The organism is Paenibacillus sp. FSL H7-0323, assembly GCF_038002725.1.
Lineage (GTDB): Bacteria > Bacillota > Bacilli > Paenibacillales > Paenibacillaceae > Paenibacillus_AQ > Paenibacillus_AQ odorifer.
Window position 1 is genome coordinate 1,976,640 of the sequence record NZ_JBBODB010000001.1, and the last position, 23,866, is coordinate 2,000,505.

The 23,866-nt window shown below is 43.7% G+C and carries 18 protein-coding genes; 6 read left to right on the plus strand and 12 right to left on the minus strand.

The genetic code is table 11. From position 1 onward, the window contains the following. Positions 1 to 29 precede the first annotated feature (29 nt). The gene (locus tag MHH89_RS08985; protein ID WP_076129714.1) at positions 30 to 809 is read right to left on the minus strand and encodes a helix-turn-helix transcriptional regulator; all 780 of its coding nucleotides are present in this window, start codon (positions 807 to 809) and stop codon (positions 30 to 32) included. 120 nt (positions 810 to 929) lie between these two features. Between MHH89_RS08985 and MHH89_RS08990 the strand changes: the two genes are divergently transcribed. Continuing rightward, complete coding sequence (locus tag MHH89_RS08990) at positions 930 to 2,846, plus strand: right-handed parallel beta-helix repeat-containing protein (protein ID WP_076280210.1); 1,917 nt, start codon at positions 930 to 932, stop codon at positions 2,844 to 2,846. A gap of 247 nt (positions 2,847 to 3,093) precedes the next feature. Here the strand turns inward: MHH89_RS08990 and MHH89_RS08995 are convergent, their stop codons facing one another. Both MHH89_RS08995 and MHH89_RS09000 read right to left on the minus strand, forming a co-directional pair. After that, entirely contained in the window at positions 3,094 to 4,260 is a 1,167-nt protein-coding gene (locus MHH89_RS08995; protein WP_076280211.1) for a hypothetical protein, read from the minus strand. Next, positions 4,257 to 4,781, minus strand: a complete 525-nt coding sequence (locus MHH89_RS09000; protein ID WP_081386240.1) for an RNA polymerase sigma factor — start codon at positions 4,779 to 4,781, stop codon at positions 4,257 to 4,259. The genes MHH89_RS08995 and MHH89_RS09000 overlap by 4 nt, the downstream gene beginning before the upstream one ends. Positions 4,782 to 4,954: 173 nt before the next feature. Between MHH89_RS09000 and MHH89_RS09005 the strand changes: the two genes are divergently transcribed. Both MHH89_RS09005 and MHH89_RS09010 read left to right on the plus strand, forming a co-directional pair. Then, positions 4,955 to 5,785 carry a MerR family transcriptional regulator gene (locus MHH89_RS09005; RefSeq protein WP_341086882.1) on the plus strand — a complete coding sequence of 277 codons (831 nt, stop codon included), beginning with the start codon at positions 4,955 to 4,957 and terminating at the stop codon, positions 5,783 to 5,785. 13 nt (positions 5,786 to 5,798) lie between these two features. Next, complete coding sequence (locus MHH89_RS09010; RefSeq protein WP_341086883.1) at positions 5,799 to 6,824, plus strand: serine hydrolase domain-containing protein; 1,026 nt, start codon at positions 5,799 to 5,801, stop codon at positions 6,822 to 6,824. An 84-nt stretch (positions 6,825 to 6,908) separates the two neighbouring features. Here the strand turns inward: MHH89_RS09010 and MHH89_RS09015 are convergent, their stop codons facing one another. Both MHH89_RS09015 and MHH89_RS09020 read right to left on the minus strand, forming a co-directional pair. After that, positions 6,909 to 7,298, minus strand: a complete 390-nt coding sequence (locus MHH89_RS09015) for a hypothetical protein (RefSeq protein ID WP_076141900.1) — start codon at positions 7,296 to 7,298, stop codon at positions 6,909 to 6,911. A 131-nt stretch (positions 7,299 to 7,429) separates the two neighbouring features. Beyond that, entirely contained in the window at positions 7,430 to 9,175 is a 1,746-nt protein-coding gene (locus MHH89_RS09020; RefSeq protein ID WP_076306128.1) for a glycoside hydrolase family 35 protein, read from the minus strand. 154 nt (positions 9,176 to 9,329) lie between these two features. Here MHH89_RS09020 and MHH89_RS09025 point away from each other — a divergent pair, with 154 nt between their 5' ends. Continuing rightward, positions 9,330 to 10,784, plus strand: a complete 1,455-nt coding sequence (locus MHH89_RS09025; protein ID WP_341086885.1) for a sulfatase family protein — start codon at positions 9,330 to 9,332, stop codon at positions 10,782 to 10,784. Between the two features lie 72 nt (positions 10,785 to 10,856). Here MHH89_RS09025 and MHH89_RS09030 read toward each other — a convergent pair whose 3' ends face one another. The 5 genes from MHH89_RS09030 to MHH89_RS09050 form a co-directional block, all read right to left on the minus strand. Next, on the minus strand, positions 10,857 to 12,356 hold the full coding sequence (locus tag MHH89_RS09030; protein ID WP_341086886.1) for an arylsulfatase: 1,500 nt from the start codon (positions 12,354 to 12,356) through the stop codon (positions 10,857 to 10,859). Positions 12,357 to 12,371: 15 nt separating this feature from the next. Next, positions 12,372 to 14,267, minus strand: a complete 1,896-nt coding sequence (locus MHH89_RS09035) for a family 20 glycosylhydrolase (protein ID WP_076182352.1) — start codon at positions 14,265 to 14,267, stop codon at positions 12,372 to 12,374. Between the two features lie 121 nt (positions 14,268 to 14,388). After that, positions 14,389 to 16,020 carry an extracellular solute-binding protein gene (locus MHH89_RS09040; RefSeq protein WP_341086888.1) on the minus strand — a complete coding sequence of 544 codons (1,632 nt, stop codon included), beginning with the start codon at positions 16,018 to 16,020 and terminating at the stop codon, positions 14,389 to 14,391. A gap of 57 nt (positions 16,021 to 16,077) precedes the next feature. After that, positions 16,078 to 16,977 carry a carbohydrate ABC transporter permease gene (locus tag MHH89_RS09045; protein WP_076129726.1) on the minus strand — a complete coding sequence of 300 codons (900 nt, stop codon included), beginning with the start codon at positions 16,975 to 16,977 and terminating at the stop codon, positions 16,078 to 16,080. Between the two features lie 24 nt (positions 16,978 to 17,001). Then, on the minus strand, positions 17,002 to 17,970 hold the full coding sequence (locus tag MHH89_RS09050; protein WP_076129727.1) for an ABC transporter permease: 969 nt from the start codon (positions 17,968 to 17,970) through the stop codon (positions 17,002 to 17,004). A 249-nt stretch (positions 17,971 to 18,219) separates the two neighbouring features. Between MHH89_RS09050 and MHH89_RS09055 the strand changes: the two genes are divergently transcribed. Continuing rightward, the gene (locus MHH89_RS09055) at positions 18,220 to 19,659 is read left to right on the plus strand and encodes a response regulator (protein ID WP_076182358.1); all 1,440 of its coding nucleotides are present in this window, start codon (positions 18,220 to 18,222) and stop codon (positions 19,657 to 19,659) included. Further along, positions 19,646 to 21,424 (plus strand): cache domain-containing sensor histidine kinase, encoded by a 1,779-nt coding sequence (locus MHH89_RS09060; protein WP_341086889.1) that lies wholly within the window; start codon positions 19,646 to 19,648, stop codon positions 21,422 to 21,424. The genes MHH89_RS09055 and MHH89_RS09060 overlap by 14 nt, the downstream gene beginning before the upstream one ends. A gap of 81 nt (positions 21,425 to 21,505) precedes the next feature. Here MHH89_RS09060 and MHH89_RS09065 read toward each other — a convergent pair whose 3' ends face one another. Further along, on the minus strand, positions 21,506 to 22,894 hold the full coding sequence (locus tag MHH89_RS09065; protein WP_341086891.1) for a sulfatase: 1,389 nt from the start codon (positions 22,892 to 22,894) through the stop codon (positions 21,506 to 21,508). A gap of 106 nt (positions 22,895 to 23,000) precedes the next feature. Continuing rightward, a complete protein-coding gene (locus MHH89_RS09070; RefSeq protein ID WP_076305392.1) occupies positions 23,001 to 23,834 on the minus strand; it encodes a helix-turn-helix domain-containing protein in 834 nt (277 codons plus the stop codon). Positions 23,835 to 23,866 lie beyond the last annotated feature (32 nt).

Consider the following 23,866-nt stretch of genomic DNA (forward strand, 5'->3'; position numbering starts at 1 on the left):
TTATCCTCTTCCCTCCCCCCTTAAGTCTTCTAGTTCATTTCCTTATCAGGCGGATTGGAAACCCGATACCCTTTCGGTGATTGATGGGTGATTTTCTGGAAATTCCGATGAAATGACCGTAAGTTACTATAGCCGCAAAGGTTGGCAACTTCACCAATAGTCAGATTCGAGTTTTTTAATATATAACATGCTTGTGAGATCCGATAGTGATTCAAGTAATCTGTGAAGGGCATTTTCATCAGCTGGACAAATAGCTTTGATAAATACGGGTAATCATATTGCAGATGTTTTGCTACAGCTTTTAATGTGCAATCGGCAGAATAATTTTGTTCTACAAAAAGCAGGATTTTATAGAGCACCTTTGTTTGCGGGGACTGTTTGACCGGAGCAAATGATGTCTGACAGATCAACTGCGCACATACACCATACAGGAAACTTTTCTGGCTATAAATCGAATCCAGCTTTGTACAATCAGGTTCATTCACAGCATGGAGAACATTGTCAGTTGGAATAAAGCTTTTATAATTCATGTGAAAATCACCTATCAATTCTGTGGAGAAGAGGATTACCATAATCTCCGAAAAATCAATCGTCTCAAATTCATGCATCTGATTAGGAAAAATAAAAACCAGATCATTTTTCTGTACCTGATAGCTTTTCCCATCAATGGTGATAGATAACTGCCCTTCTTTGACATAAATAATCTCAAATGCCCGATGAAAATGAAGTGGAAAATGATAGTTTTTCAATGGAATGAGTTTAAAGTAATCTTTTTCGCTGACACCATGTTTTTCAAAAAAGGGCCACAAGTAGATTCTCCTTCACGAAAACACTAATTTTGTCTTAAAGTGTACTATATAAAGTATAGAACTAACAACGTTATTTCCTATAATATTGGATAAAGTCAACCAAGCGGAGGTTATAGGACAATGGAATATCACATATCAAAAACCGGTTCAGATCAAGGTCAAGGCACTCAGGTGGATCCCTTTTTAACCATCAATAAAGCGGCTTCAGTAGCTGTGGCTGGGGATAAGGTTATCGTTCATGAAGGGATATATCGCGAGTGGGTAAAACCGAGATACAAAGGATTAAGCGAACAAAGAAGAATTATTTATCAAGCCGCTGAAGACGAGCAGGTTGTCATAAAAGGCTCTGAGCATATACAAGATTGGCAGCAGGTTGAGAACCAAATATGGAAAGTGATCTTGCCGAACACGTTTTTTGGCAGCTTTAATCCGTATGTTGAGGAAGTGTCTGGCGATTGGCTCGTCACTATAGAGGAGACAAGACACTTAGGGGATGTATATCTAAATGGCATGTCTTTTTACGAGGTCAGTCAGTATGATCAACTGGCAGCTCCTGTCGAAAAGCTGGAGTTCAAGGATCTCTGGACACAAGAGATGGTTCCGGTCCAAAATCCAAAACAGACGACCTACGTTTGGTTTGCCGAAGTAAGCCCTGACCACACCACGATTTACGCTAATTTCCAAGGTGCCAACCCGAACAAAGAACTGGTAGAAATCAATGTACGCAGATCTTGTTTCTACCCTGAAGAAACCGGAATTGATTATATTACTGTAAAAGGTTTTGAAATGGCGCATGCGGCAACACCTTGGGCACCTCCAACGGCAGACCAGCCCGGACTGCTAGGCACTAACTGGAGCAAAGGCTGGATTATTGAAAATAATATCATTCACGATGCCAAATGCAGCGCTATCAGTATCGGCAAAGAAGCTTCCACAGGCCATAATTACCGCACCCTTCGAAAAGACAAACCCGGATATCAATATCAGCTTGAATCCGTCTTTACTGCTGAGCGTCAGGGCTGGAGCAAAGAATCGATCGGTTCACATCTTATCCGCCATAATACCATTTATGATTGCGGCCAAAATGCCATCGTCGGCCACTTAGGTTGTATTTTCAGCGAAATTCATCATAACCATATTTACAACATTGCGACAAAACGGGAATTCTGGGGCCACGAAATTGCCGGGATCAAGCTTCACGCACCGATCGATACTCACATCCACCATAACCGGATTCACGATTGTACTTTAGGTTTATGGCTGGATTGGCAGACCCAAGGGACAAGAATCAGCAAAAATCTGTTCTATCAAAATCATCGGGATTTGTTTATAGAAGTAAGCCATGGCCCTTACATTGTTGACCATAATATCTTGACAGCTAAACATGCTTTAGAGAATGTAGCCCAAGGTGGAGCCTATATCAACAATCTGATCGGCGGCAGGATGGTTCATCGAAAGGTACTAAACCGGTCCACGCAATATCATCTTCCGCATAGTACAAAAATTGCCGGTTTCTCACTTATTTATGGTGGGGACGATCGGTTCTATAACAATATCATTGTTGGAAAAGACGGATGGACAGGCGTGGGAACATCACATTTCAATCACTACACCACCTCTTTGGCGGAGTATATCGAGAATGTCCATAAGTTACACGGTGATCTTGAGGAGTTTGAACTCGTTGAACAGCCTATGTTCATTAATAACAACGCTTACTTAAACAGTGCAGAGCCTTTCGAAAAAGAGAATGTAAAGCTGGTTGAGGAAAGCTTTGATCCAGACTTCTTTATTGTAGATCAAGGAGATGAGGGATTCCTTTCCATTGATCTGCCTGATAGCTTCGTTAACTTCTTAGGTGAAGTACATTCAACTGAAACTTTGCCGCGGGTGCGCATCGTGGATGCCGAGTTTGAGAATCCGGATGGCAGCAATATAATCCTGGATACAGATTTTCTGGATAACAAGAAAGAGAATAAAAGCACTTTAGGACCTCTTACACTTTTGAATAAGGGCAAAAATTATATTAAAGTGTGGTGATCGGTAAAGCAGGTGGCTAGTCCACCTGCTTTTTTCATTGCAATCATTGAGTCTGCTACTTATTGGCCTTAATCTTTTGAATAGATACTTCGTTTTGTTCTATTATGATTTGATATTCAACAATCTCTCCTGCTTTAAATTCTTCGTTAAATTCTTTACTGACCGATCAAAGAATTGATCTGAAGGTCATGGACGATAAATAAAACGAATATAGATAAGTCTTGTGAAAAGTTATCTGAATGATACTCTAATTCAAAATAATAATCCTGCCCGTGATTACACCCTTTTCATCTCTGGAAAATTGAAGTGCCCTAGTTTCTTTATCGTCCGCACTGAAGCTTACGGAATCCGAGTAACCGATTTGCCCTTCCTCAAACATATTTTGGACAAAAAGCTTGACACTCCAGTTATCGTATTCATAATTGAAAGCCCCTTGTTCATCAACACGCACTTCCTTTACAGATTCAGGGATAATCGTGCCGGTGGAGATTTTTTTCTTCATATCCTCTATTTTTTTAATTAGTTCCTTCTCATCATCATCAATAGAGGCAGCTGCATCTGTTGAAACCGCTGAATCAACTTTGCTGTCGGCAGAGGGTTCTTTCAACAGCTCCTGTAAATAGCTCTCAGCTTTGACAGGGTCAGCTTTGGTTGGATCCAGCGGAAGTTCAAATAGAATAGCGGTCCCCTTGTAATCGTTATTAGCGCTAATTTCCCCTGTACTTTCATTATAAGCAAACGCATCTTTGCTGAAAAAAGAACTACCATTACTGACAGCTAGATATACCCCTCGGTCAGCGAACATCTCCACTCCATCACATTCAATCAGCCGGTACATAATTCCATCTATAACAGCCTCGCTATAGCCACCATTCATTGTTGTGATATTAACCTGCCATGGTTTTAGTCCCTTTATAAGCGGTGACACAAAGAATGGATCCTGGCCATACTCCGGTTCACTTGTAGCAGGCATGGGGCCACCGTCTATTCTGGCGATGGATACAACGGCATAGGATCTGTTTGGGTTAATATTCTGATCAGACTTACTCAGTTCTGAAAGACCTTCCCCCGAGACTATTCCATTCAACGTCACGTTATAATCACCAGATATAACCGATTGGTTGATTTCAACAGCATCCCTGCTTTCGAATGCTTTTGCCAGCAGTTGCTGGCCCAGATGCTCAGCAACCTGCTTGGGGCTAAATAGCTGTGTAGCTGCATAAGCCGTTAAAGACATTACAAGCGTGAATATAGTAACCATTAGTCCAATCGAAACTCTTTTTTTATAGGCTGGTTTCATTGGTTTAGTCTCCTTAAACTGTTGGATGATTCTTTCGTTTAATTCCTCTGTCGGCTCTGCTGTAGAAGCTAGCGCTTGCTTTAGCAGTTGATCCAACTTTTCGGAGTCATTCATTGGGATTCAACCTCCAAAATCTTTTTCATCGCCTTGCGGGCTTGGAAAAGTCTGCTTTTAACTGTGCCCGGTGGAATCCTTAGCGCTGAAGCAATCTCATCAACGGTCATTTCTGCGGTATAGTACAGATAGAGCGGTATTTTCAGTTTCTCATTCAGCCGGTCTGCGGCAGCATGAATCATGTGCCGAAGCTCCTGGGACAGCAATGCATCCTCTGGCATAACCTCTCCATCGGAAGTACACGCCAGATCGACCGCTTCATTATAATCTGCTGTAGGTGCAATTCTTTGCCGCCATGCCCATTTTCTGCGTTTGTTTTTGCGTAATGAGATAGCAATCGAGATAAGGAACGCTTTCGGATTTTGGTTCAGGTCCATTTTATGCCGCATTTCCATAGCTTTTAAAAAAGTCTCCTGATAGAGATCGTCCGTATCCACCCTATTCCCCGCAAGCGTAAAACAAAATGCGTAAATTGCTTTGCCATGTAATTTTATTAGGTCACTCAACTCTTCAATTTCCAAGTAGGCTACTCCTTTCTGAATGGCCATTCACCTATATATTGTCGTAACCTTGGAATCGGTTCACTATTTTGCTGTTGACTTTGACCTTAGGGTAAGGTGTTAAGTAGAGCTAGAACCAAACATCGATGTTTTGGCTTGGAAGCTTAATTAAAACGAAAAAAGGAGATGACTTTTTGCTGTCGATTGGAGAATTCTCGAAGATATGCGAAGTTTCTACGAAGACGCTTCGATATTATGATGAGATCGGATTAATTCATCCCGATGAGATTAACCCTGAGAACGGTTATAGGTATTACTCCATTAAACAACTTAAAAAAATGCTTTTTATCAATCGTCTGAAAGGTTATTGTTTCTCGCTGGAAGAAATCAAAGACATTTTACAATGGGAACAGAATCATTCAGAAGAGAAGCTCTACTCAGCCCTTAATCTCAAGAAAAAAGAAATACAGGAGAAAATAAGCGCTTATGAATACACCTTACAACAAATCAATAGTGATGTTTTAAATTTGGAGAAAGGTATTCCCATGATGTCTTACCTGAATGAGATAAAAGTAGAGCTTGTTGAAACTCAGCCTATGAATATTCTTTTTATGCGTCAGATGTTGAGCAGTGATGACTATGCGTTAGGTTATGGACATTATTTTAGCAGGCTATATGAAAAAATCGCCACGGAAAAACTCACTTTGCTCGGTACGCCAATAACGATATATCACAGCCATGAATATAATCCAGCCGGAAATGATACAGAGTTTGCCCTCCCTATAAAAGAGAGTGTAAAAGGTACAAGAGATTTGCCTGATGCTCTTTGTGCGAGATCTGTTCTTAAAGGCGCCTATTCAGAATTGACCTCGGTCTATGCTCAGCTGAGAGAATGGATAGAAAATGAAGGTTATCAATGGGTGAACTCACCTTATGAAATCTACTTAACGGACCCGACACAGGTTGCTGTGCCTGAGGATCTGGTTACCGAGGTCTATTTTCCAGTAAAGAAAAAAAATTCATAAAGGAGTAACTTTCATGCTCAAAAACAATTATCCAACTTCAGATTGGCAAATCTCAGCCCCCGCAAACTTAGGAATGGATGCTGATATGCTTTCAGAACTAGAATCGAAGATCAAATCCGAGTATAGCAATATCAATGGGATTGTTGTGGTAAGAAGTGGAACTATCGCTTATGAAAAATATTATAATGGCGCTAGCCCGAATGACACACATCATGTGGCCTCTGTAACAAAAAGTATCATATCCGCGCTCATAGGCATTGCCTTAGAGGCTGGCTTTATTAACAATGCAGATCAAAAGGTACTGGAGTTTTTCCCGGACTATGTTCCAAACGCTGCTCAAGATCCGCAAAAACAAGAAATCACCTTACGCCATCTCCTGACGATGACCGCACCTTATGCTTTTGCAGATTGGCACGAACCGCTGGAGCAAATGTGTATGCAGCCTGACTGGGTAAAATATACGCTGGATATGCTAGGCCAACAAGGAACAATTGGGGATTTCAAATATTCTACCGCTGGAGCACATCTGCTTTCTGCCATCATCACGCGCAGCACTGGACAAAGTGCCCGTGAGTTCGCCAACGAACGTTTATTTAAACCTATCGGAATGAATGAAATCCCGGATTATGAGATGAGCTCATTTGGGTTCGATGATTTGTTTGGGGTTAAGGTGAAGGGGTGGGTGGAAGACCCCAATCGTATCACCACAGGAGGATGGGGACTTATGTTGTCTCCACGCGATATGGCGCGTTTTGGTTTATTATATTTGAACCGTGGACAATGGGGGCATAATCAGATCATTTCGGAGACATGGATTGAGGAATCAACAGCGATGAACCCTAATCATTACGGTTACTTGTGGTGGCTACGCGAAGAAGGCGGGGTTTACACCTACTCTGCGTTAGGTGATGGTGGTAATGTCATTTGCTGCATTCCAGAAAAAAAACTTGTCGTAGCCATCGCCTCAGAATTTACACTTCAGCCTCGTGACCGGTGGCCTCTGATTAAGGATTGTATTATTCCGTCTGTTGTAGAGTAAAGAAGATAGAAAACATGCTGGTTGCCACTACTTTATTAACAACTAGTAGAGCAACCAGCTGTCTACACTCTAAATCATTTTGCTTCATGGAAAAATAATATCGCCTTCGTTGCTGCTTACATCAAAAAATCCTACTTTGTATTTTATAGCCAACTCCCGCATCGCCATATAAGCTTCCTCAGCTACAGAATAAGCGAAAGCTGCATAGATGACGGATGAGCCAAGTGAGTAGTCAGTCAACCGGTTATCCGTTCCGGCTTCCTCCATCGCCTCAAAAATCTCGTCCTCTACATTCATATTAGGAAATTGCTCAGACAACTCACTATAAAAGCGTTGCAACGCCTCCGATAAAACTGATGGATCATTATAGGCATGGTCTTCCGACCACTGCACTTGCTGCTCATACCACTCCATAAACGCTGCTCTCTCTTGCGGCGCTTTAGACGTCTCGAATGCCATCAAATCATAGCTCATTTAAAATCCTCCTCTAACCCACCCTAATCGTGCATTTTCAGTTCCTATAAATTGTTGGGCTGTTTTGATTATATATTAAAAATCATCAGACCCATACTATAGAATCATGATACTTCCTCACCCGTTAAATATCATGTGAGCTCCGGTGTATCCACAAAAGTAACCACTGGCTCCATTACGCCATGTAGTTCGAATAAGATTAGCTCGTTATCACCTTGACGCAGAAGCGGCGCTGGTAAGTACAGTGTTTTAGTGGGACCTTGCTCCCAGTAGCGCCCTAAATTAAAGCCGTTTATAAAAACCTGACCTTTACTCCATCCATCCAGCTGCAAAAAAGTATCCTCAGGCTTACTGACTTGAAAGCTCCCCCGGTAAAAAGTGGGCTGCTGACGTTGCTCGCAATCTATCGGTGTGAATGATAATCCCTTAAGATGGGTTAAAGGCAAAGAACGAATCGTCCAATCATGCAGGAATTGATAGCCGAGTCTAACGCCACAGGTTATGCCTTTTGGATCACGAAGCAGCGGGCCATAATTTACACGCCCCATATTCTCCACAAGGATGTCGATCTGCAGTCCCTCCGTTGGAACCTCTAATGGAATTCCTCGCGGATCCCAGCGTTCAACTGTACCGACAAAGGCCCCATTCGCGAATACAAGCGCACGATCACGTACTTCTTGAAGGAAGAGCTCCGTACTGCTGCGGGGTCCACTGATCTTCGTCGAATACAAAATGAACCCATAATTCTGATTCAGTTTCTCCATTGGCTCGGGACATGCTCTATGTACTGGGTGAGACAAAACGTCTAACTGAGTGAACAGTGGTGCTGCTTCTGTCATCAACACTTTACCATAAGCTTGTGACTTTATTAACGGCGGTAATTCCAGGGGCGGCAACGTTACGTATTTCTCAATTATTGTCCGAGCTGCATAGAATTTTGCAGTTGGCTTACCGGATTCGTCCAGCAGCGTATCATAATCGTAGCTGGTTACGATGGGCTCATATTTGTCAAAAAGATTTGCCCCATTCATAAATCCAAAATTCGTCCCCCCATGGAACATATAGAAGTTAACAGAGGCTCCTAAAGCCAGCATTTCATCCAAAGTCTCCGCTACTTCAGATTCGGGGCGTGTATTATGCGGTTTCATCCAGTGGTCAAACCATCCATTCCAGAATTCCATACACATCAACGGTCCCGTAGGCTGATATTCACGTAGTTTAGCAAAGGCATCCTTTGCCCGTGAACCGAAATTCACCGTGGCGAACACTCCGTCAATCATGCCCCCTTGGAGCATATGATCTTCAGCTCCATCTGAAGTAAACAGCAGAACGTCCATGCCGCGGGCGATCATTCCTGCTTTTAGATCATTCAGGTAAGTCTTATCACTACCAAAGCTTCCATATTCGTTCTCTACCTGAAGAGCAAGCACAGGCCCACCGTTAGTGCTTAACAAAGGCCGCAGACGTGGAAGCAACTCATCGAAATAGGCACCCAACTTAGATAAATAGACGTTATCATTACAACGCAGCTGTATGTTATTGTCCGCAAGTAACCAAGCTGGCAATCCACCGAATTCCCATTCCGCACAAATATAAGGACTTGGCCGCAAAATCACGTGCAAACCAAGCTCTCCTGCAAGTCTGACGAAAGCCTCGATGTCAGCAAATCCAGCAAAATTGAAGCTCCCCTCCTCTGGTTCGTGTAAATTCCAAGGAATATAGGTTTCAACAGTATTCAATCCACAAGCCTTCAGCTTCAGCAAACGATCCTGCCAATATTCCGGAACGATCCGGAAATAATGAAGCGCACCAGAAAGCAACCGGATGGGTTGTTCGTCTAATATAAAATGATCCCCTGATATGGATAACTTCCGCATATAATTTCTCCTCCAACATTGAGATAGACTATTTAATTATAGGTAATAAAAATATCAACCCATATGGACGATTCTAATGAAATATATGGAGAATTCATTGGTTGCTAGAGGCTTTTGTGATGCTATACACTATATTCATAGGGGGTTGTTACGGATGTCAAAAAGAACTCATATTTGGTTAATTACCACAGATCAAATGCGTGCGGACGCACTAGGTATCGAAAACGCTTCCGTACTGACACCTGAGCTTGACAAGCTTGCTTCGGAAGGCACACTCTTCACTGGTGCTTACTGCGCTAGTCCTGTTTGCACGCCTTCACGTTCTTCCATTTTTACAGGCAGGTATCCGCATGTTCACGGTGCCTGGAACATCGGTACCACACTCAGAGAAGACGAACTTACCTTATGCGATCATTTAAAGAAAGCGGATTATAAAACCATCGGTATAGGAAAGATGCATTTCCGCCCTCAGATGAAGGGGGACTTTTCACAAGAATATGAAGAGCCTGCTTATCGTGACCGCGGAAGAGCTTCCGATGGAACGTACTACGGATTTGATGAACATCATATTACGGAAGATAATTGTATCGGGGAATATATGGAGTGGCTTAGAGAGCGCAACCCTGAAACGGCAGAACGTTTCAGCAAGGACCGTTACAGAGCTTCTAATGCTCAAAACGATGTGTGGGAGAGCGAAATCCCTCCAGAGCTACACCAGTCATACTGGATTGCTGAACGGAGCATCGATGTGATCCTCTCTCACAAAACCGAGCAACCGCTATTTTTATGGACCAGTTTCGTCGATCCACATCACCCTTTTGACCCTCCAAAAGCTTACGCGGATATGTACGCTGACACTGACATTCCATCCCCAGCCAGCGAAGCAGACGACGTGCATCTTCGTCCTCCACATCTGCTGCGTCAAAGTCAGGGAGGATATTGGCCTGGTGGCGGTGAGGAGCATTCTCTTAATGAAGCGCATATGAAACGGCTCACCCGAAATTATTATGCGATGATTACTTTCATTGATGAGCAGATCGGACGTATTATAAAAGCTTGGCGTCAAAAAGAAATGTACGATGATGTAGTCATCCTCTTCACCAGCGACCACGGAGAACTGCTCGGTGACCATGGGCTGATTTACAAAGGGCCGTGGTTTTATGAAGGGTTAACACGAATCCCGATGATCGTACGCGGTCCTGGGATTGCTTCCGGGCAACGGGTCCCTGCTTTAATGGAACATGTTGATATTGTCCCCACACTGCTTGCAGCCGCAGGTCTCAAAACTCCCTACGGAATTCAAGGTGTGTCACAGATGGAGGTGCTGGCTGGAAGAGAGTCCCATGTGCGTAATTCTGCCCTAACCGCTTATATTGCTCATGATCGCGGCATTAACGCTAAGTGTTTGCGTACAACACGCTATAAGCTGGTAATCTTCGCAGGTGAGACCTACGGTGAATTGTATGATTTGAAAGAGGATCCTCATGAGAACTCCAATCGTTTTAAAGATCCCGATTATAGAGATATTCGCCATTCGATGGTTGAATTGCTCGTCCATCGAATGATTCAAGATCAGGACCCTTTGCCTGAACGCCGGAGTAGCTGGTAAATTCACTAACCTTTCTTTCTATCCTTAACAGACTTAGGGCAACCTGAAAGTTCAGGTTGCCCTAAGTTATGATTATTTCCCCAATTGGGATGCCTTTAGAATATGAGAAATTGGGCGTCCGGCAATCCATTCGCCGTTGTTTACAAACCCTTCCTCTCGTCCCTCCAGCTCGTGAATAAGACGCTCTCTCCATTCTTTTATGCGCTCGAATTTATCAATACAGCCTATCGCATTAATCTTCTCTGAGGGGTCTGCCGCTAAATCAAAATACTGCTCTTCCCCTGTCTGAGAATACCAAATAAATTTCTCTCTTCCATCCGTTAAGAAGTGGTGGGACTTTTCTCCATAGGCTTGTTCCCCATGAATATAAGATCGCCACAATGTCTGATCTCCCCTGCACAGCGGCAACACACTTTGCCCTTCTACTGTAAATGGTATTTGGACGCCAGCAGCTTCAAGAAATGTGGGCATAATATCGCGAAGCTCTACAATGGAATCAAGCCGGGAGCCGGCAAGAAGTCCAAGCGTTTCTCCCGGATCAAACACTATGAAAGGAATCTTAGCACTTCCTTCATAAGGAAGAGATTTCCGGAAATAATGGTGATCCCCCATCATTTCACCATGATCAGAAGTAAATAGAATCAAAGTTTCATTTAAAACTCCATACTCCTGCAGCCCATTGATCAACCTCCCAATTTGGTCGTCAAGATGCGTAATTAGCGCGTAATACGCGGCACGGGCACGATCCAATCTGCGCTTTGGCAAATTAGTGAACGAAGAAGTTGGATCCTTAGCTCCGTTTAAGGCAGCACTCTCGTCCACCCAGTCTCCGATTGGAGGATCAGGAAATTCCAAGTCCTTGTACATATCTAGATAACATTGTGGCGGATCCAAGGGGGAATGGGGGCGAACGAAGGAAGACCATAGGAAAAATGGTTTCCCAGGATCTCTTCTTCGCAAAAAGTCTAGCGACTCGGTTACGCACCAATTCGTTGGATGCATCGCTTCCGGCAAGTGCCAGGGGCGGGCAACCGTTGAGGCGTTGCAATCGAGGCCTAAGTCAGTGATATCCGAATTGGTATCAGTTTGTCTTCGCAGCCACTGCAAATAATCGTCCACTTGATCATAGTGTTCATCATGGAACGTTTGGTTCTTATCCCGATTGTAGTGAAGATATCCATCATGAAGCACCACATTATGGAATCCACATAGATTACGTGCAGGATACACATGCATCTTGCCAACACACTGCGTATGATAACCAGCTTGAGCAAGCTCTCCGGCAATCGTATGGGCGTAATTCCATTCAACCTTATCCCGATAACCAACCCGGCCATGTGATCTTTGCCCCATTCCTGTCATGATAGCAGCCCTGGCGGGAATACAACTGGGGGTAGCCGAATACGCGTGCTCAAATAAGATCCCCCTTGATGCCAGAGCGTCCAGGTTGGGTGTCTCAACGACGGGATGTCCCATAATGCTCAGGCAATCAAAACGCATCTGATCTACGGTGATAAGCAGAAGGTTAGGCTGCTTTGTGCCCTTTTGATTGTCCAGATTAGTATCAATCATAACCTCACCCCCTTCTTAAACCCCAGCGATCACAGATGGTGTTGCAATCGTGTGCCATAAATTCGCACTTATCGCCCTGGGGTTGCCCTCGTCAACAAGGCCGTCGAACGTCAGAAGCTCCTCTTCTAATTCAGCAATCTGTTCCACGTTCCCTTCGACATAACGATTGATTCGATGAATCGCCGTTCTGATTCTCTGAAGCAATCCTCCCATACGAAGATCAAAGACATCAAGACCAAACACCTTATTTTCCTGCTCCCATTGCACTCGATAGTCGTCCATGAATTGTCTGGCCAAATCAGATAATTGTGGCAAAGTCACCTTGGCAAAGTGAGCCAATTCCTCTAAATCTCCACGATGATAAGCTTCGCGTATAGAAATCCCGATTTCGCTCTTTATTTCGAGCAAGCGACACAAGCTGGCTTGTACAGAGAATAAGGATTGCCAAGGCGAATTGCGAGTGATCGCCTGTTCGAGCTTTTCTGCACTTTGCTGATAATGCTTCGAATACGCGCTAGGAATAACATGTCGATCGAACAAACCACATAAAATATCTTGATAAAGCAAGTATTTAGCCGGATTGATAGAACATCCCCCCGGTGCCGAATTACCCGGAACCAAGTTGGCCGCATCGAGTGCCATAAAGTCATCATAATTGCCTTGCACGCAGCTACTGAATCTTTCTTTGACATGGTTCTCTACGAAACATCTCGTGTAGCAGAGCTCCGCCCAAAGTTGAAGGGTAGGAAGAACCGAGAAAACGGAAGCTTCAGCGCCATTATCTCCCCATGCGGTAATCAACACTTCTTGAATTCCATACTTAACACAGCTATCATGAGCCAGCAGACTGACATGGCGACTGAATTCATTGTTTGGAGCGAAGCCCATCCATTTCCAAGCACCACCTGCAAATCCAATATGATCATTCAACTGCTTATGTTTGCTTAACATCCCGTCGTATTTCTCCTGCGTTTCCGAATAATAATCCCAGTAGATCAAGGTAACATCTTCAGGAATCAGCTTTACAATATCAGGGCTAATTGGACTTTCAGCATCGTAATATTCTCCGGAACTGGCCAGACGGAAAAACATGTCGCTCCACATCATCGTCTGGAAACCATATTTTCTGGCGATCTCTATAACAGTGCTAAAGTGTTTTAACATTAATGAGGTTCGATCCTGATACCCATGCTTATCCAGGTATTTACCAAGTCCCATCATATGAGCTTCGTCCATCCCGATATTTATGCGGCGACTGCTTACATTAGCCGACATAAAAGCAAACATTCGATCAATTAACTCATAAGTTCTGGGATCATCAATAAGGAGAATATCCTGGAAATCCACAAGCGGTGCATGTGCCTGCCATTTCAACGCTTGGCCGAGATGGGCCAGGGTCTGAATACAAGGAACCAGTTCTATGCCAAATAACGCAGCATACTGATCCAGCTCCCGAATTTGATCTCCTGTATATCGGCCTCGCAAATAGCCGAAATAAGGGTATCCCTCCAGTTCGTAGGTGTCTTCTGTATACAACTGAACCGTTGAATATCCCATAAGCGCTAAACGCCGGATCAATTCCTTGTATCCTTCATAGTTAAGAACCGCATTTCGCGAACAGTCTACCATGAAGCCTAACTGTTCATAAACCGGCCGTTCATTAATTTCAACTCGTTCTCCACGGCGTACGTTCTCAAGAAATCGGCTGAGTGCCCGGAACAATTGATGTTCCTGTTCATACGCAATGGTGACCTGAGCCTCATCGTAAGATATTTGAATGCCCTTCCCTTGCTTCTTACAAATCACTGGTATCCCTGAGCGTTCCATTCGAATACTCAATATTCCCGCTACTTCTGAAACAGCTGCTAACTGTTTCTCGGTTAACCCTGTCAAATGAATGCTAAGGTTCATAGACTTTACCCTCCCAATCTTATAAGTATGCGGTCTGTAGCGCCGCACAGTCTAAGCCATACTTCAAATAATTAAACGGAAGATCCGGGCTACTTCCGCCCGGATCTTCTCTATTCATCCATTATTCAATACCTTGTTCCTTGGCCTTCTCATTTACTTCCTCTATCATTTTATCAAGACCTTTAGCCTTATAATCGTTCACAATGCTATTCCAGTAACTCTCAACGGGTTCTTTGGAAAGCATGATCTTAAGCAAATCATCATGGTCAAGCACAGTAAATTTATCCTTTGTTGGGGTGGACATATAAGTTAACCGAATGTCGTATTCTGGCACCTTTGTATTGTTCTGAATCCAGTCGATGTAATCGACAGCTTCTTTGCGGATTCCTTCATTAGCAATCGTCGGGTTATCCATGTTATAGCTATCTGAAGTTTCATAAGCCACCAAATTCTTCAGAAATCTGCTAGCTGGATACTTCTCATTTAATGAACCCTTTTCAATGACAACCTTCTGCCCATTTTCGAGCTTATAATCTACACCTTCGATGCCATAAGTCAACAGATCCTTGCCTTCAGGAGACAACACATAATCATAGAGTGCCATGATGCGATCCATCTTTTTATCGTCAATCTTATTGCTGAAATAGCTTTCTGACCAGTATGTTTTAAAGATGGCATGTGAGCGTTCACCATCAGGACCGATAAGCGGCTTGAGCGCCTTCACGCTCTCCGTCATATCCTTATCCGGATAAGCTGTTTTCCAGCGTTTTTCATACATATCGCTATTTAAATTTATGAAACCTCCACCGCTTAGAAGAGCAGCTGCTTTGCCTGCTACGAAATTGTCATAGGACTCTGCTGGTTTGACGAGCGCGATGTCTGGATCGATCAATCCTTTTTCGTACATATTCTTCATGTTTTGCAGCGCTGGCAGCGCATTTTTAGAGAATACAGCAGGGATAAACTTTCCATCCTCTTTGATCCATTTAAAATCACTGCCGCTTCCATCACTAGTAGCAACCGGGTTGCCATACAACCAGAAGAATCCGCCCAGCATCTTGGTAGTTGTCGTCGTAAGACCAGTAACATGCTTGCCTTCCGGATCCGACTTTACGATTGCATCAAGCATGGCTTCAAACTCTTCCCATGTCTCTGGCTCTTTGGTGATCCCAGCCTTTTGAGCAAGATCCCAACGATAGAAGACCATACGATCCAGTGCGCTCCAATCAACACTCGGGAACATCCGGCGAGGCACAGTATAATACTTTCCATCTACTCCTAATCCTTTAATATCTGGCGATTCGAAGTATTTTGCAAGGTTTGGATACTTTGAAAGATCCGGGAGCGCTTTGACAACGCCTTGATTCACCCATTTGCGCTGATATTGCGTGCCGACGGCGTCGATCGCGAAAATGTCTGGCAATTGGCCGGAAGCGGCCCACATTTGAATCTTCTGGGTATAGTCATCCCAAGACAAATTGACAGGTTTTAGTGTGATGTTGAATTTCTCCAATACTTGTTTAGCGATCGGGTCCTTTTCGATGTTTGCAATCTCGGCATCCGCATCCCAAAACCCAAGAGAAATAGTCATTGGATCCTTGTAAGGATTATCTGTGGAGTTAGAAGAATTCGGAGCTGTTTCACCGTTTGAACCAGCCTGCCCTTTGCCGTTATTGCCTCCACCGCAAGCCGTGAGTACTGAAGCCAACAAAGTTATACATAATGCCAATGTCATTATTTTCTTTCTATGCATGCTTGAAACCTCCCTTTATACTATTTTAGGATAGAATCAATCTATTTAAAATCTTTCTTATCCTTTTATTGAACCCACCATAATCCCTTTATTAAAATGCTTCTGCAGGAACGGATAAACAACAATAATCGGAATACTCGAAACTACAATCGCTGCCATTTGAAGTGCAGGTGTGTAGACCTTCCCCGTCTGCTCCTGCTCGGCCATCGTTTGTGCCATTTGGCTTAGCAAGGAATTCGAAGTAATGAGTGTCTCCCGCAGATAAATCTGAAGTGGTGCTTTTGCAGCGTCACTGATAAAAATCAGCGCATACCACCATTCATTCCATCTTTCCACAGCATAGAACAAAGCAAAAGTCGCCATGAATGGAGCAGAGATCGGAATAATGATTTTGAAAAGAATGTACAGATCATTCGCCCCGTCCAGCTTAGCCGATTCTTCCAAGCTTTCTGGAATGGTATTGAAATAGTTTTTCATAATGATTAGATAAAACGTATTGAGACCCGCGGGGATGATCATGACGAGTATATTGTTTACGAATCCTAGATCCTTAACGACTAAGTAAAAAGGAATTAAACCGCCATTGAAAAACATAGTGAACAAGATCAAGCTGAGCATTATGTTTCTGCCGGGCATACCCCGCTTGGATAATGCGTAAGCTCCCGCCACAGAGATTGTCATACTGAACAACACGCCAACCACAGTTACGATGACAGAATTAAAGATGGAAGTCCAAAACTTCATATCCTGAAGCAAAAGCTTGTAAGCGGACAGGTCAAACGAAAGCGGAAAAATATAAAAGTCACTTTTACTAATCGCTTCGAACTTTGCCACAGAGATAATAAGAACATTATAGAAAGGAAAAAATGTTACTATTGCTAGGAGCCCCAGAACCACGAATGCGACGATATCGAAGACACTCCACTTTTTTCTCTTTTTAACCGTTGTGTCGGTCACTTGCTTCTCCCCTTTTCCTGCAGATTAATACAGCCCTTCCTCGCCCATCTTCTTAGCGAACGTATTGGCCGCCCATAAAAGGATTAGGCTGATAATGGACTTGACGACACCCACGGCGGTCATATATCCAAAGTCTCCTCCAATCGTGAAGGAAGTCCGATAAATGTAAGTATCGATCGTGTCGGCAACCGAATATACCGGCGAACTATACAGGTTGAAAATTTGCTCGAAGCTCGAACCTTGGGTTAGTAGTTGTCCAACTTGAAGGATTAACAGAACTGCGACTGTACTCTTCAAACCCGGCCATGCGATGTTTAGCAAACGGCGAAACCGGTTCGCTCCGTCCACTTCAGCCGCTTCAAACAGCTCAGGATTGATCCCTGCCAGAGCCGCCAGGTAAATGATTGAATCCCAACCGATCTCTCGCCACACATGCGTGATATACAGAACGGGTCTGAATGCACTTTCATCGACAAGAGGAGAATTCGGATCTCCACCAAACAGCATGATGATCTGGTTATAAATCCCGTCCTTGCTTAAAATATTGATAATAATCCCCGACAGTACAACCCACGATATAAAATGCGGGAACGTCAGGATCGTCTGAAAAAACCGCTTCATTTTTGTCCTGGAAAACTCATATAAAACAATCGCCAGGATAATGGGCATCGGGAAATGAGTGACCAGCTTCATCAAGCTGATAATGACCGTATTCCAAAACGCCTTGCGAAAATCGGGGTCGGTCAGCAGCGTTTGAAAATTCTCCAACCCAACCCAAGGACTTCCCAGAATCCCCTCACTGTAATTAAATGTTTTGAACGCTAGCGTTACACCGTACATGGGAGCATAGCTGAAGAGGGCATACCAGATTAACACCGGTAGAACCATGAGGTAAAAATACTTGTACTGTAAAATCGTTTTTCCTAAACTTTGCTTTGGAGCACGAGTTTTTAAGCTTCGTTTAGGCGTACGAGCGGTTACAGAATCAGCCAATCTTCTCCCCACCTTTCTGTATGAGTTTGTTATGCTTGTAAGCGATTTATATGGTAAATTATATCGGGAGTGTAAATTCTCTTGTATAGAGAATACAACTCCGATCATGTGGATTTTTCACACCTTTGCGGGAGACCTTCCTGTGGCACGTAATATCGGACATAGTGAGCGTAAGATCGTCCATACCCCCCTTGGTCCACAATCGCTAGGATAAATCTAAGAGCTCTATAAAGAGAGGGGGATTCACTTATGCGTTCAGTAATTATTGCAGATGATGAGAAGTGGATTGTAGAAGGAATTAAAGCAGGAGTGAATTGGAAGAAATACGGCTTTGAAGTGATCGACGATGCCGAAAACGGGCAAGAAGCCCTTCAATTAATTCAATCGCTTCGCCCCACCCTTGTTCTAACAGATATCAAGATGCCTGTTATGAATGGACTAGAGCTCATTCAACGTGGCAAGGCCATCGCGCCGGATACGATCTTTATCGTACTCAGCGGACATGCCGAGTTCGCTTATGCACAAAAAGCAATGAATTATGGTACTTTCGGATATTGTCTCAAACCCTTTGAAATCGAAGAAATTGAAGGAATGCTCAACCGAATAGCCCAGCAACACGATTCCAAGACAGTTAAAGAACAACCTATCCACGACTTCGAACTTTATGAAGCGGTTTGTTCCGGAGATCTTGAACGAATTAACTTATGGTTGGATGAGAAGAAAATACCCTTGTCGAAAGATACCCCTCATATCCCCATTGTTATCCAAGGGTTAAGTTCACCTGTAGATGTCAGGCAGTTCTCTTCCCTGGTCTTCCCAATGAGCCGCCGTCGGTATGGTTACTTATTGGAAGAGTGCCAATACGAAGTCTTCCTCCAGGGGTTTAAACAAACAGAAGTTGTACAAGAGTGCGGAGTCGGGATCGGTCCTCCTATTTCGGATATACACCAATTGGATGCGTCTTTAGAGTCCGCCTCTCATGCTGCTTTCAGTATGTTCACAACGGGGATGCCCGGATGTTACCGGGTGAATCCACAACAGGAAATACCGATCGACGAGAAGCTCAAAGAGATTTCCCGGATTCTTCATAATAAAGACCGGCTCGGTTTCATAGCAGCCATGGAATCGATAAAGAAATTATTCAAAGAGGGAACGTTCACCATTAAAGAAGCCTATTTGCTCTATACATCGATCCTCTACTTATTTCCTCGGGAAGGGACTCGGGTTAGCGGCCGTTTTTTTGAAGGATATGAACAGCTCTATTATCGGTACGGCACGGCTGAAGCTATGATTGATGATCTGATTCTTATGACACTTGATATTTTTATGAACAGAAACGAATCTGATATTTCACGAATCTCAAACCACAAAGTCAAAGAAATCATGTTATACATCCGCAACCATTTCAATCAAGAAATTTCGATCCAGCAATTAGCCAATCAGTTTTTTTTAAGCCCAAATTACTTATGCCAATTATTCAAAAAAGAGGTCGGCGAGACCATCATCGAACATATCAGTCGTTTACGAATTGAATACGCCTGTAAAATGCTAATCGAAACCAACCTTTCCATTTACCAAATCGGTGAGAAATGCGGTTTTCAGGATTATTTCTATTTCACACGAATTTTTAAGCGGCATCTCAAAATGACACCTACACAATATAGGGAACAAAACAATGAAGACATTTAAGAGACTATCCATCCGTACTCAGGTTTTGCTATTCGGGTTATTTATTGTTGCCATTATCCCAATCATCGTTTCACGAGTCTACCAACTATCAAGCGAGACTATCATTAATCAAAATACGCAATACAATACGGAGCTAGTCTCCCTCCTCAAACAACGGATTTCTGACAACTATGCCAACGTCTCTTCCATGATGATGAATGTGGGTTACGATTCGACCGTCCAAAAGTTCCTAGTCGAGAATGATAAGCTTCGAGTCTACGATCTATCCCAAAAAGTTGAAGGATTGTTGAGCATCGCCCGAAATATGAACACGGATATCTTAGATATTATTGTTATCGGTAGCTCAAACACACGTATTTCCTTAGCAGGAAGAACAAAATATGCTATCGATCTTATGAAAACAGCTGAGGAGGATGGAATCGTTCATTATCGCGGATACAGTCCTCCAGACAAAGTCATCGACAAGAGAAAACTGCTTTTCGGGATGAACATCTTCGCTTCAGGTGACACGTCCCTATATGGTGAAAAAATTGGCTATCTCGCAGTTATTGTAGATATGAAAGCCATTCAAACTGAAATTTCTGAGTATCCCCGATTGGTCGGAACCAGCTTTTTTATGATGGATGATAAAGGCATGATCTACTCTAATAGCAATGAGCCGGAGGATATGCTCCAGCAGTTTCAAACTCGGGCAACTGGAAGGGATGGAGAGTCCATCGTCGAGACGGTTCATGGAAAGAAATATGCAATTCAGTCCTTTAGCTTACCGGAGATCTCTGGAAAAATCATAACTGCTGTTCCTGTCCATAATTTAATGAAAGAACTGGAGAAATTGAAGAAGGTCAGCTATGCTCTTCTAGCCTTAATCTTGCTGGTCGTCTCTATTCCCTATTCTGTACTTATGATGAATCTCTTAAGACCGTTGTCTAGGCTTATGCGCTATATGAATCAATTAAAGGGTGGAAGTCTGGGGATATTGAACAACAAGGTCGATTTAAAGGGCTATGCTGAGATTGAAATCATCTCTCGACAGTTCAACGATATGACCACACGAATCCACGATTTGACGGACCAATTAATCGATGCTTCAACTCAACTTTATCTGACCGATCTGGAAAAGCAGCGGGCGGAATATTCGTATTTACAAAGTCAAATTAATCCGCATTTCTTAAGCAATACTTTAGATACAATCAAGGGCGTTGCGATCGTAAAAGGAAATCGGGATATCTTCGAGATGACTACCGCCTTAAGCACAATGCTCAAGTACAGCATCAAAGGCAAAGAGGAGGTAACTCTTGGGGAAGAGCTGAAAATCGCGGAATCTTGTGTGAGGATTTACCAAGGCCGTTTCCCGGACAAATTTACTTACAAGCTGTTCTGTCCACAGGAATGGCTACACATTCCCGTGCCTAAAATGATCCTTCAACCTATTGTTGAAAATGCGCTTGGTCATGGGCTTGAGGCACAAGGACAAGGAATTCTGCTGATCTCCGTAGAGAAAAACGAAGCGGGGCTGCTTGAAATCGTGGTTGAAGATAATGGTGTAGGTATCGATACGACAAGACTGGAACAACTTACGGAGTTGCTGGCTGGTAAGAATATAGAATCAGGAGATCATATCGGTCTCCTAAATGTCAATAATCGTCTAAATCTTAAGTATGGCGATCCTTGCGGCGTTCTGCTGTACAGTAAGGAGGGTAGCGGGACGAAGACCGTTTTGAGGCTTCCCGGATCTTTAATAGATCCACAAAAAGCGAGAACATAAATAGGGAGGTTGCCCATTCAGGGCAACCTCCCTTTCATATGTCTTTCATTCGCCGCATTTATTAGGATATTATTAAGCATCCTATAAGGATGCGCTCAGATACTCTTTGGCATGGTAGGGTCCACCTTCCATAAGTACCGTCCATAATGGATCGATATCACAATCCATGGAGCCCATCATATGATCATGCCATTCATTCAACAGATAGACAGCCTCCATACAAACGTCTTTACGTACTTCGGCAAGATTATGTTGTTCATAAGGATCATGCTTCAAATCAAACAGCATTTCTTGCGGGAATCCATGGTGTCCGTCATGATAGGTACGTATATATAACCAATCCGCAAACCGGACGCTGCGTTGACACACATGCGCGCATTGTGAGATTACGAGATACTCACGCCCTCCCAAATTCCCCTCCAAAATAGCACCTGCATAACTTTCACCATCCCAAGAAGCAGCCGCTTTCAAATTCAAAAGGCTCGCTAATGTAGGTCCTAGATCAAGGTGATAATGTAGCCCCTCCTCCACGATTCCCTTCTTGCCCCCTGGCCAGCGAACAATCATCGGAATACGGCAAGTCGCCTCGTCTGCTGTGCCATGTTCGGAGTAAATTCCTAGTTCACCCAGACTCTCTCCATGATCCGCAGAGATCAAGATAGCCGTATCTTCCATCACGCCAAGTTCTCTCAGCTTAGAAAAAACTTTCCCGAGATGCTCGTCCAGATACTTAACTCCAGCATCATAGTTGTCAAAGATAACACGCAGGTCATCACGGTTCTCTATCTCCTGCTGATGCCTGAAATGCTGCTGATAATGCGATTTCGCGAGCGCATTCATATCTTCAATACTATGCTGCCCCTTCTTATTTCGGTGAAGCTCAAACACTTCTTCCGTGATCCAATCGGGTAAAGGCTCCTTCTCGAACGGATTACCGTAGCTCTCGGGTGTACGATAAGGTGTATGCGGATCCCAGAAATTCAGGTGCAGAAACCAATTTTCGGACTCCCCGTTATCCTCAATCCATTTAAGTGCCACTGGAAGCACCTGCTCTGCCGTCTCATGCCCTCTGCCACCAACATTAAACACTTCTTGGAACCCGGCGTTAAAGGTCCACGCCGAGTGTCGTTCGGAGAAGGTGCTGATCGATGCGGTTTTCATCGCCGCTTGCCTTAATATAGCCGGAAGGCTCTCCATCCCCAGACGGTCATTGAATTCACGTTTGGCTCCTTCTCTACGCATATCAGCAGCGGTTCCGCCATGCCCTACAATCCCATTATGAATGCCAAATCGCCCCGACATTAAGGCGGAACGAGACGGCAGGCAAGGAGCATCTGAACAATAGTAGTTGGTAAAGGTGACACCTTCTTTAGCGATTGAATCGATATTCGGGGAGGTATTCCGATGATAGCCATAACATCCCAGATGGTCCGGGCGAAGCGAATCCAAATCCAAATACAAGATTCTCATGAGTTATTCCCTGCCTTTCCTTTTCATCGAAATGGTTACGCTCGATTCGGGCAGCTTAGAATGATCTGCTCATGCTTATAAGAGTAAATGAATATGGAAAACTCCGCTATGGAGCAGCGATGTTTGTTTTTGTAAATTCGATACTTTTCCGGTACTCTGCCGGCCCCTTGCCGTATTCGCCACGAAATACCTTGCTGAAGTGTGAAGCATCATAATAACCACATCTCTGGGAGATATGCTCGATTGTATAATCCGTATATTCCAGCATTTGTTTAGCTTGCTGCAGCCGCAATTTTCGCAGCATTTGCATGGGTGTCAGTTTATATATTTTCTGAAATGCCCGGCTAAAATAAACAGGATTCATATGATAGAGCTTGGAAAGCTCCTCTCTACTAATCTCCTGATCAAGCCTCTCCTCCATATATTGCAACGCTTCGTTAAAGCGGTCCGTGATAAAGGGATCTCGTGAAGAGCGGCGCCCGCCAAGCTTGGTACTCTCCATAATTTCATAAAGAAGAAAAAATGCCAATGAACCGACCTGAACATTCCTGAAATCATCTTCCTCCTGCAACCACAGGCTCCGCAATTCGTCAAATCTTCGCTCATATTCGCTTCGATCCCGGACCCGAATCACCTTGCCTAGAGGGAATAACTTAAAGAAGTCATCTCCGTCTTTAACTTTAGCGTTAATATTAAACAGATAATGTATGCCATCCGTTTTGGAGATCACATTAAAAGGCTCGTTAGGACGGTGGATCATCACATCTCCGGCAGAAGCAACATATTCTCCTTCGGAGGATGTCGTCAATACCTCACCTTTTTGGATATAAGAGACGGTATAACAAGACTGGACGTAATCGAACAGGATCCGCTTCTGATATTGAATCTTTAGGACGTCCAGCACGCTGATGTCAAACTGACTATGGATGATAGAGGACAAGGAAGTTCCTCCTTCTTATGTAGTAGTCGTAA

Excerpts from the sequence above, each read along its gene's own strand:
- MHH89_RS09020 (WP_076306128.1), bottom strand. The coding sequence starts at position 9,175 with ATGCGGAAGTTATCCATATCAGGGGATCATTTTATATTAGACGAACAA.
- MHH89_RS08995 (WP_076280211.1), bottom strand. The coding sequence starts at position 4,260 with ATGAATGACTCCGAAAAGTTGGATCAACTGCTAAAGCAAGCGCTAGCT.
- MHH89_RS09040 (WP_341086888.1), bottom strand. The coding sequence starts at position 16,020 with ATGCATAGAAAGAAAATAATGACATTGGCATTATGTATAACTTTGTTG.
- MHH89_RS09025 (WP_341086885.1), top strand. The coding sequence starts at position 9,330 with ATGTCAAAAAGAACTCATATTTGGTTAATTACCACAGATCAAATGCGT.
- MHH89_RS09055 (WP_076182358.1), top strand. The coding sequence starts at position 18,220 with ATGCGTTCAGTAATTATTGCAGATGATGAGAAGTGGATTGTAGAAGGA.
- MHH89_RS09015 (WP_076141900.1), bottom strand. The coding sequence starts at position 7,298 with ATGAGCTATGATTTGATGGCATTCGAGACGTCTAAAGCGCCGCAAGAG.
- MHH89_RS08990 (WP_076280210.1), top strand. The coding sequence starts at position 930 with ATGGAATATCACATATCAAAAACCGGTTCAGATCAAGGTCAAGGCACT.
- MHH89_RS09030 (WP_341086886.1), bottom strand. The coding sequence starts at position 12,356 with ATGATTGATACTAATCTGGACAATCAAAAGGGCACAAAGCAGCCTAAC.
- MHH89_RS09010 (WP_341086883.1), top strand. The coding sequence starts at position 5,799 with ATGCTCAAAAACAATTATCCAACTTCAGATTGGCAAATCTCAGCCCCC.
- MHH89_RS09065 (WP_341086891.1), bottom strand. The coding sequence starts at position 22,894 with ATGAGAATCTTGTATTTGGATTTGGATTCGCTTCGCCCGGACCATCTG.
- MHH89_RS09035 (WP_076182352.1), bottom strand. The coding sequence starts at position 14,267 with ATGAACCTTAGCATTCATTTGACAGGGTTAACCGAGAAACAGTTAGCA.
- MHH89_RS09060 (WP_341086889.1), top strand. The coding sequence starts at position 19,646 with ATGAAGACATTTAAGAGACTATCCATCCGTACTCAGGTTTTGCTATTC.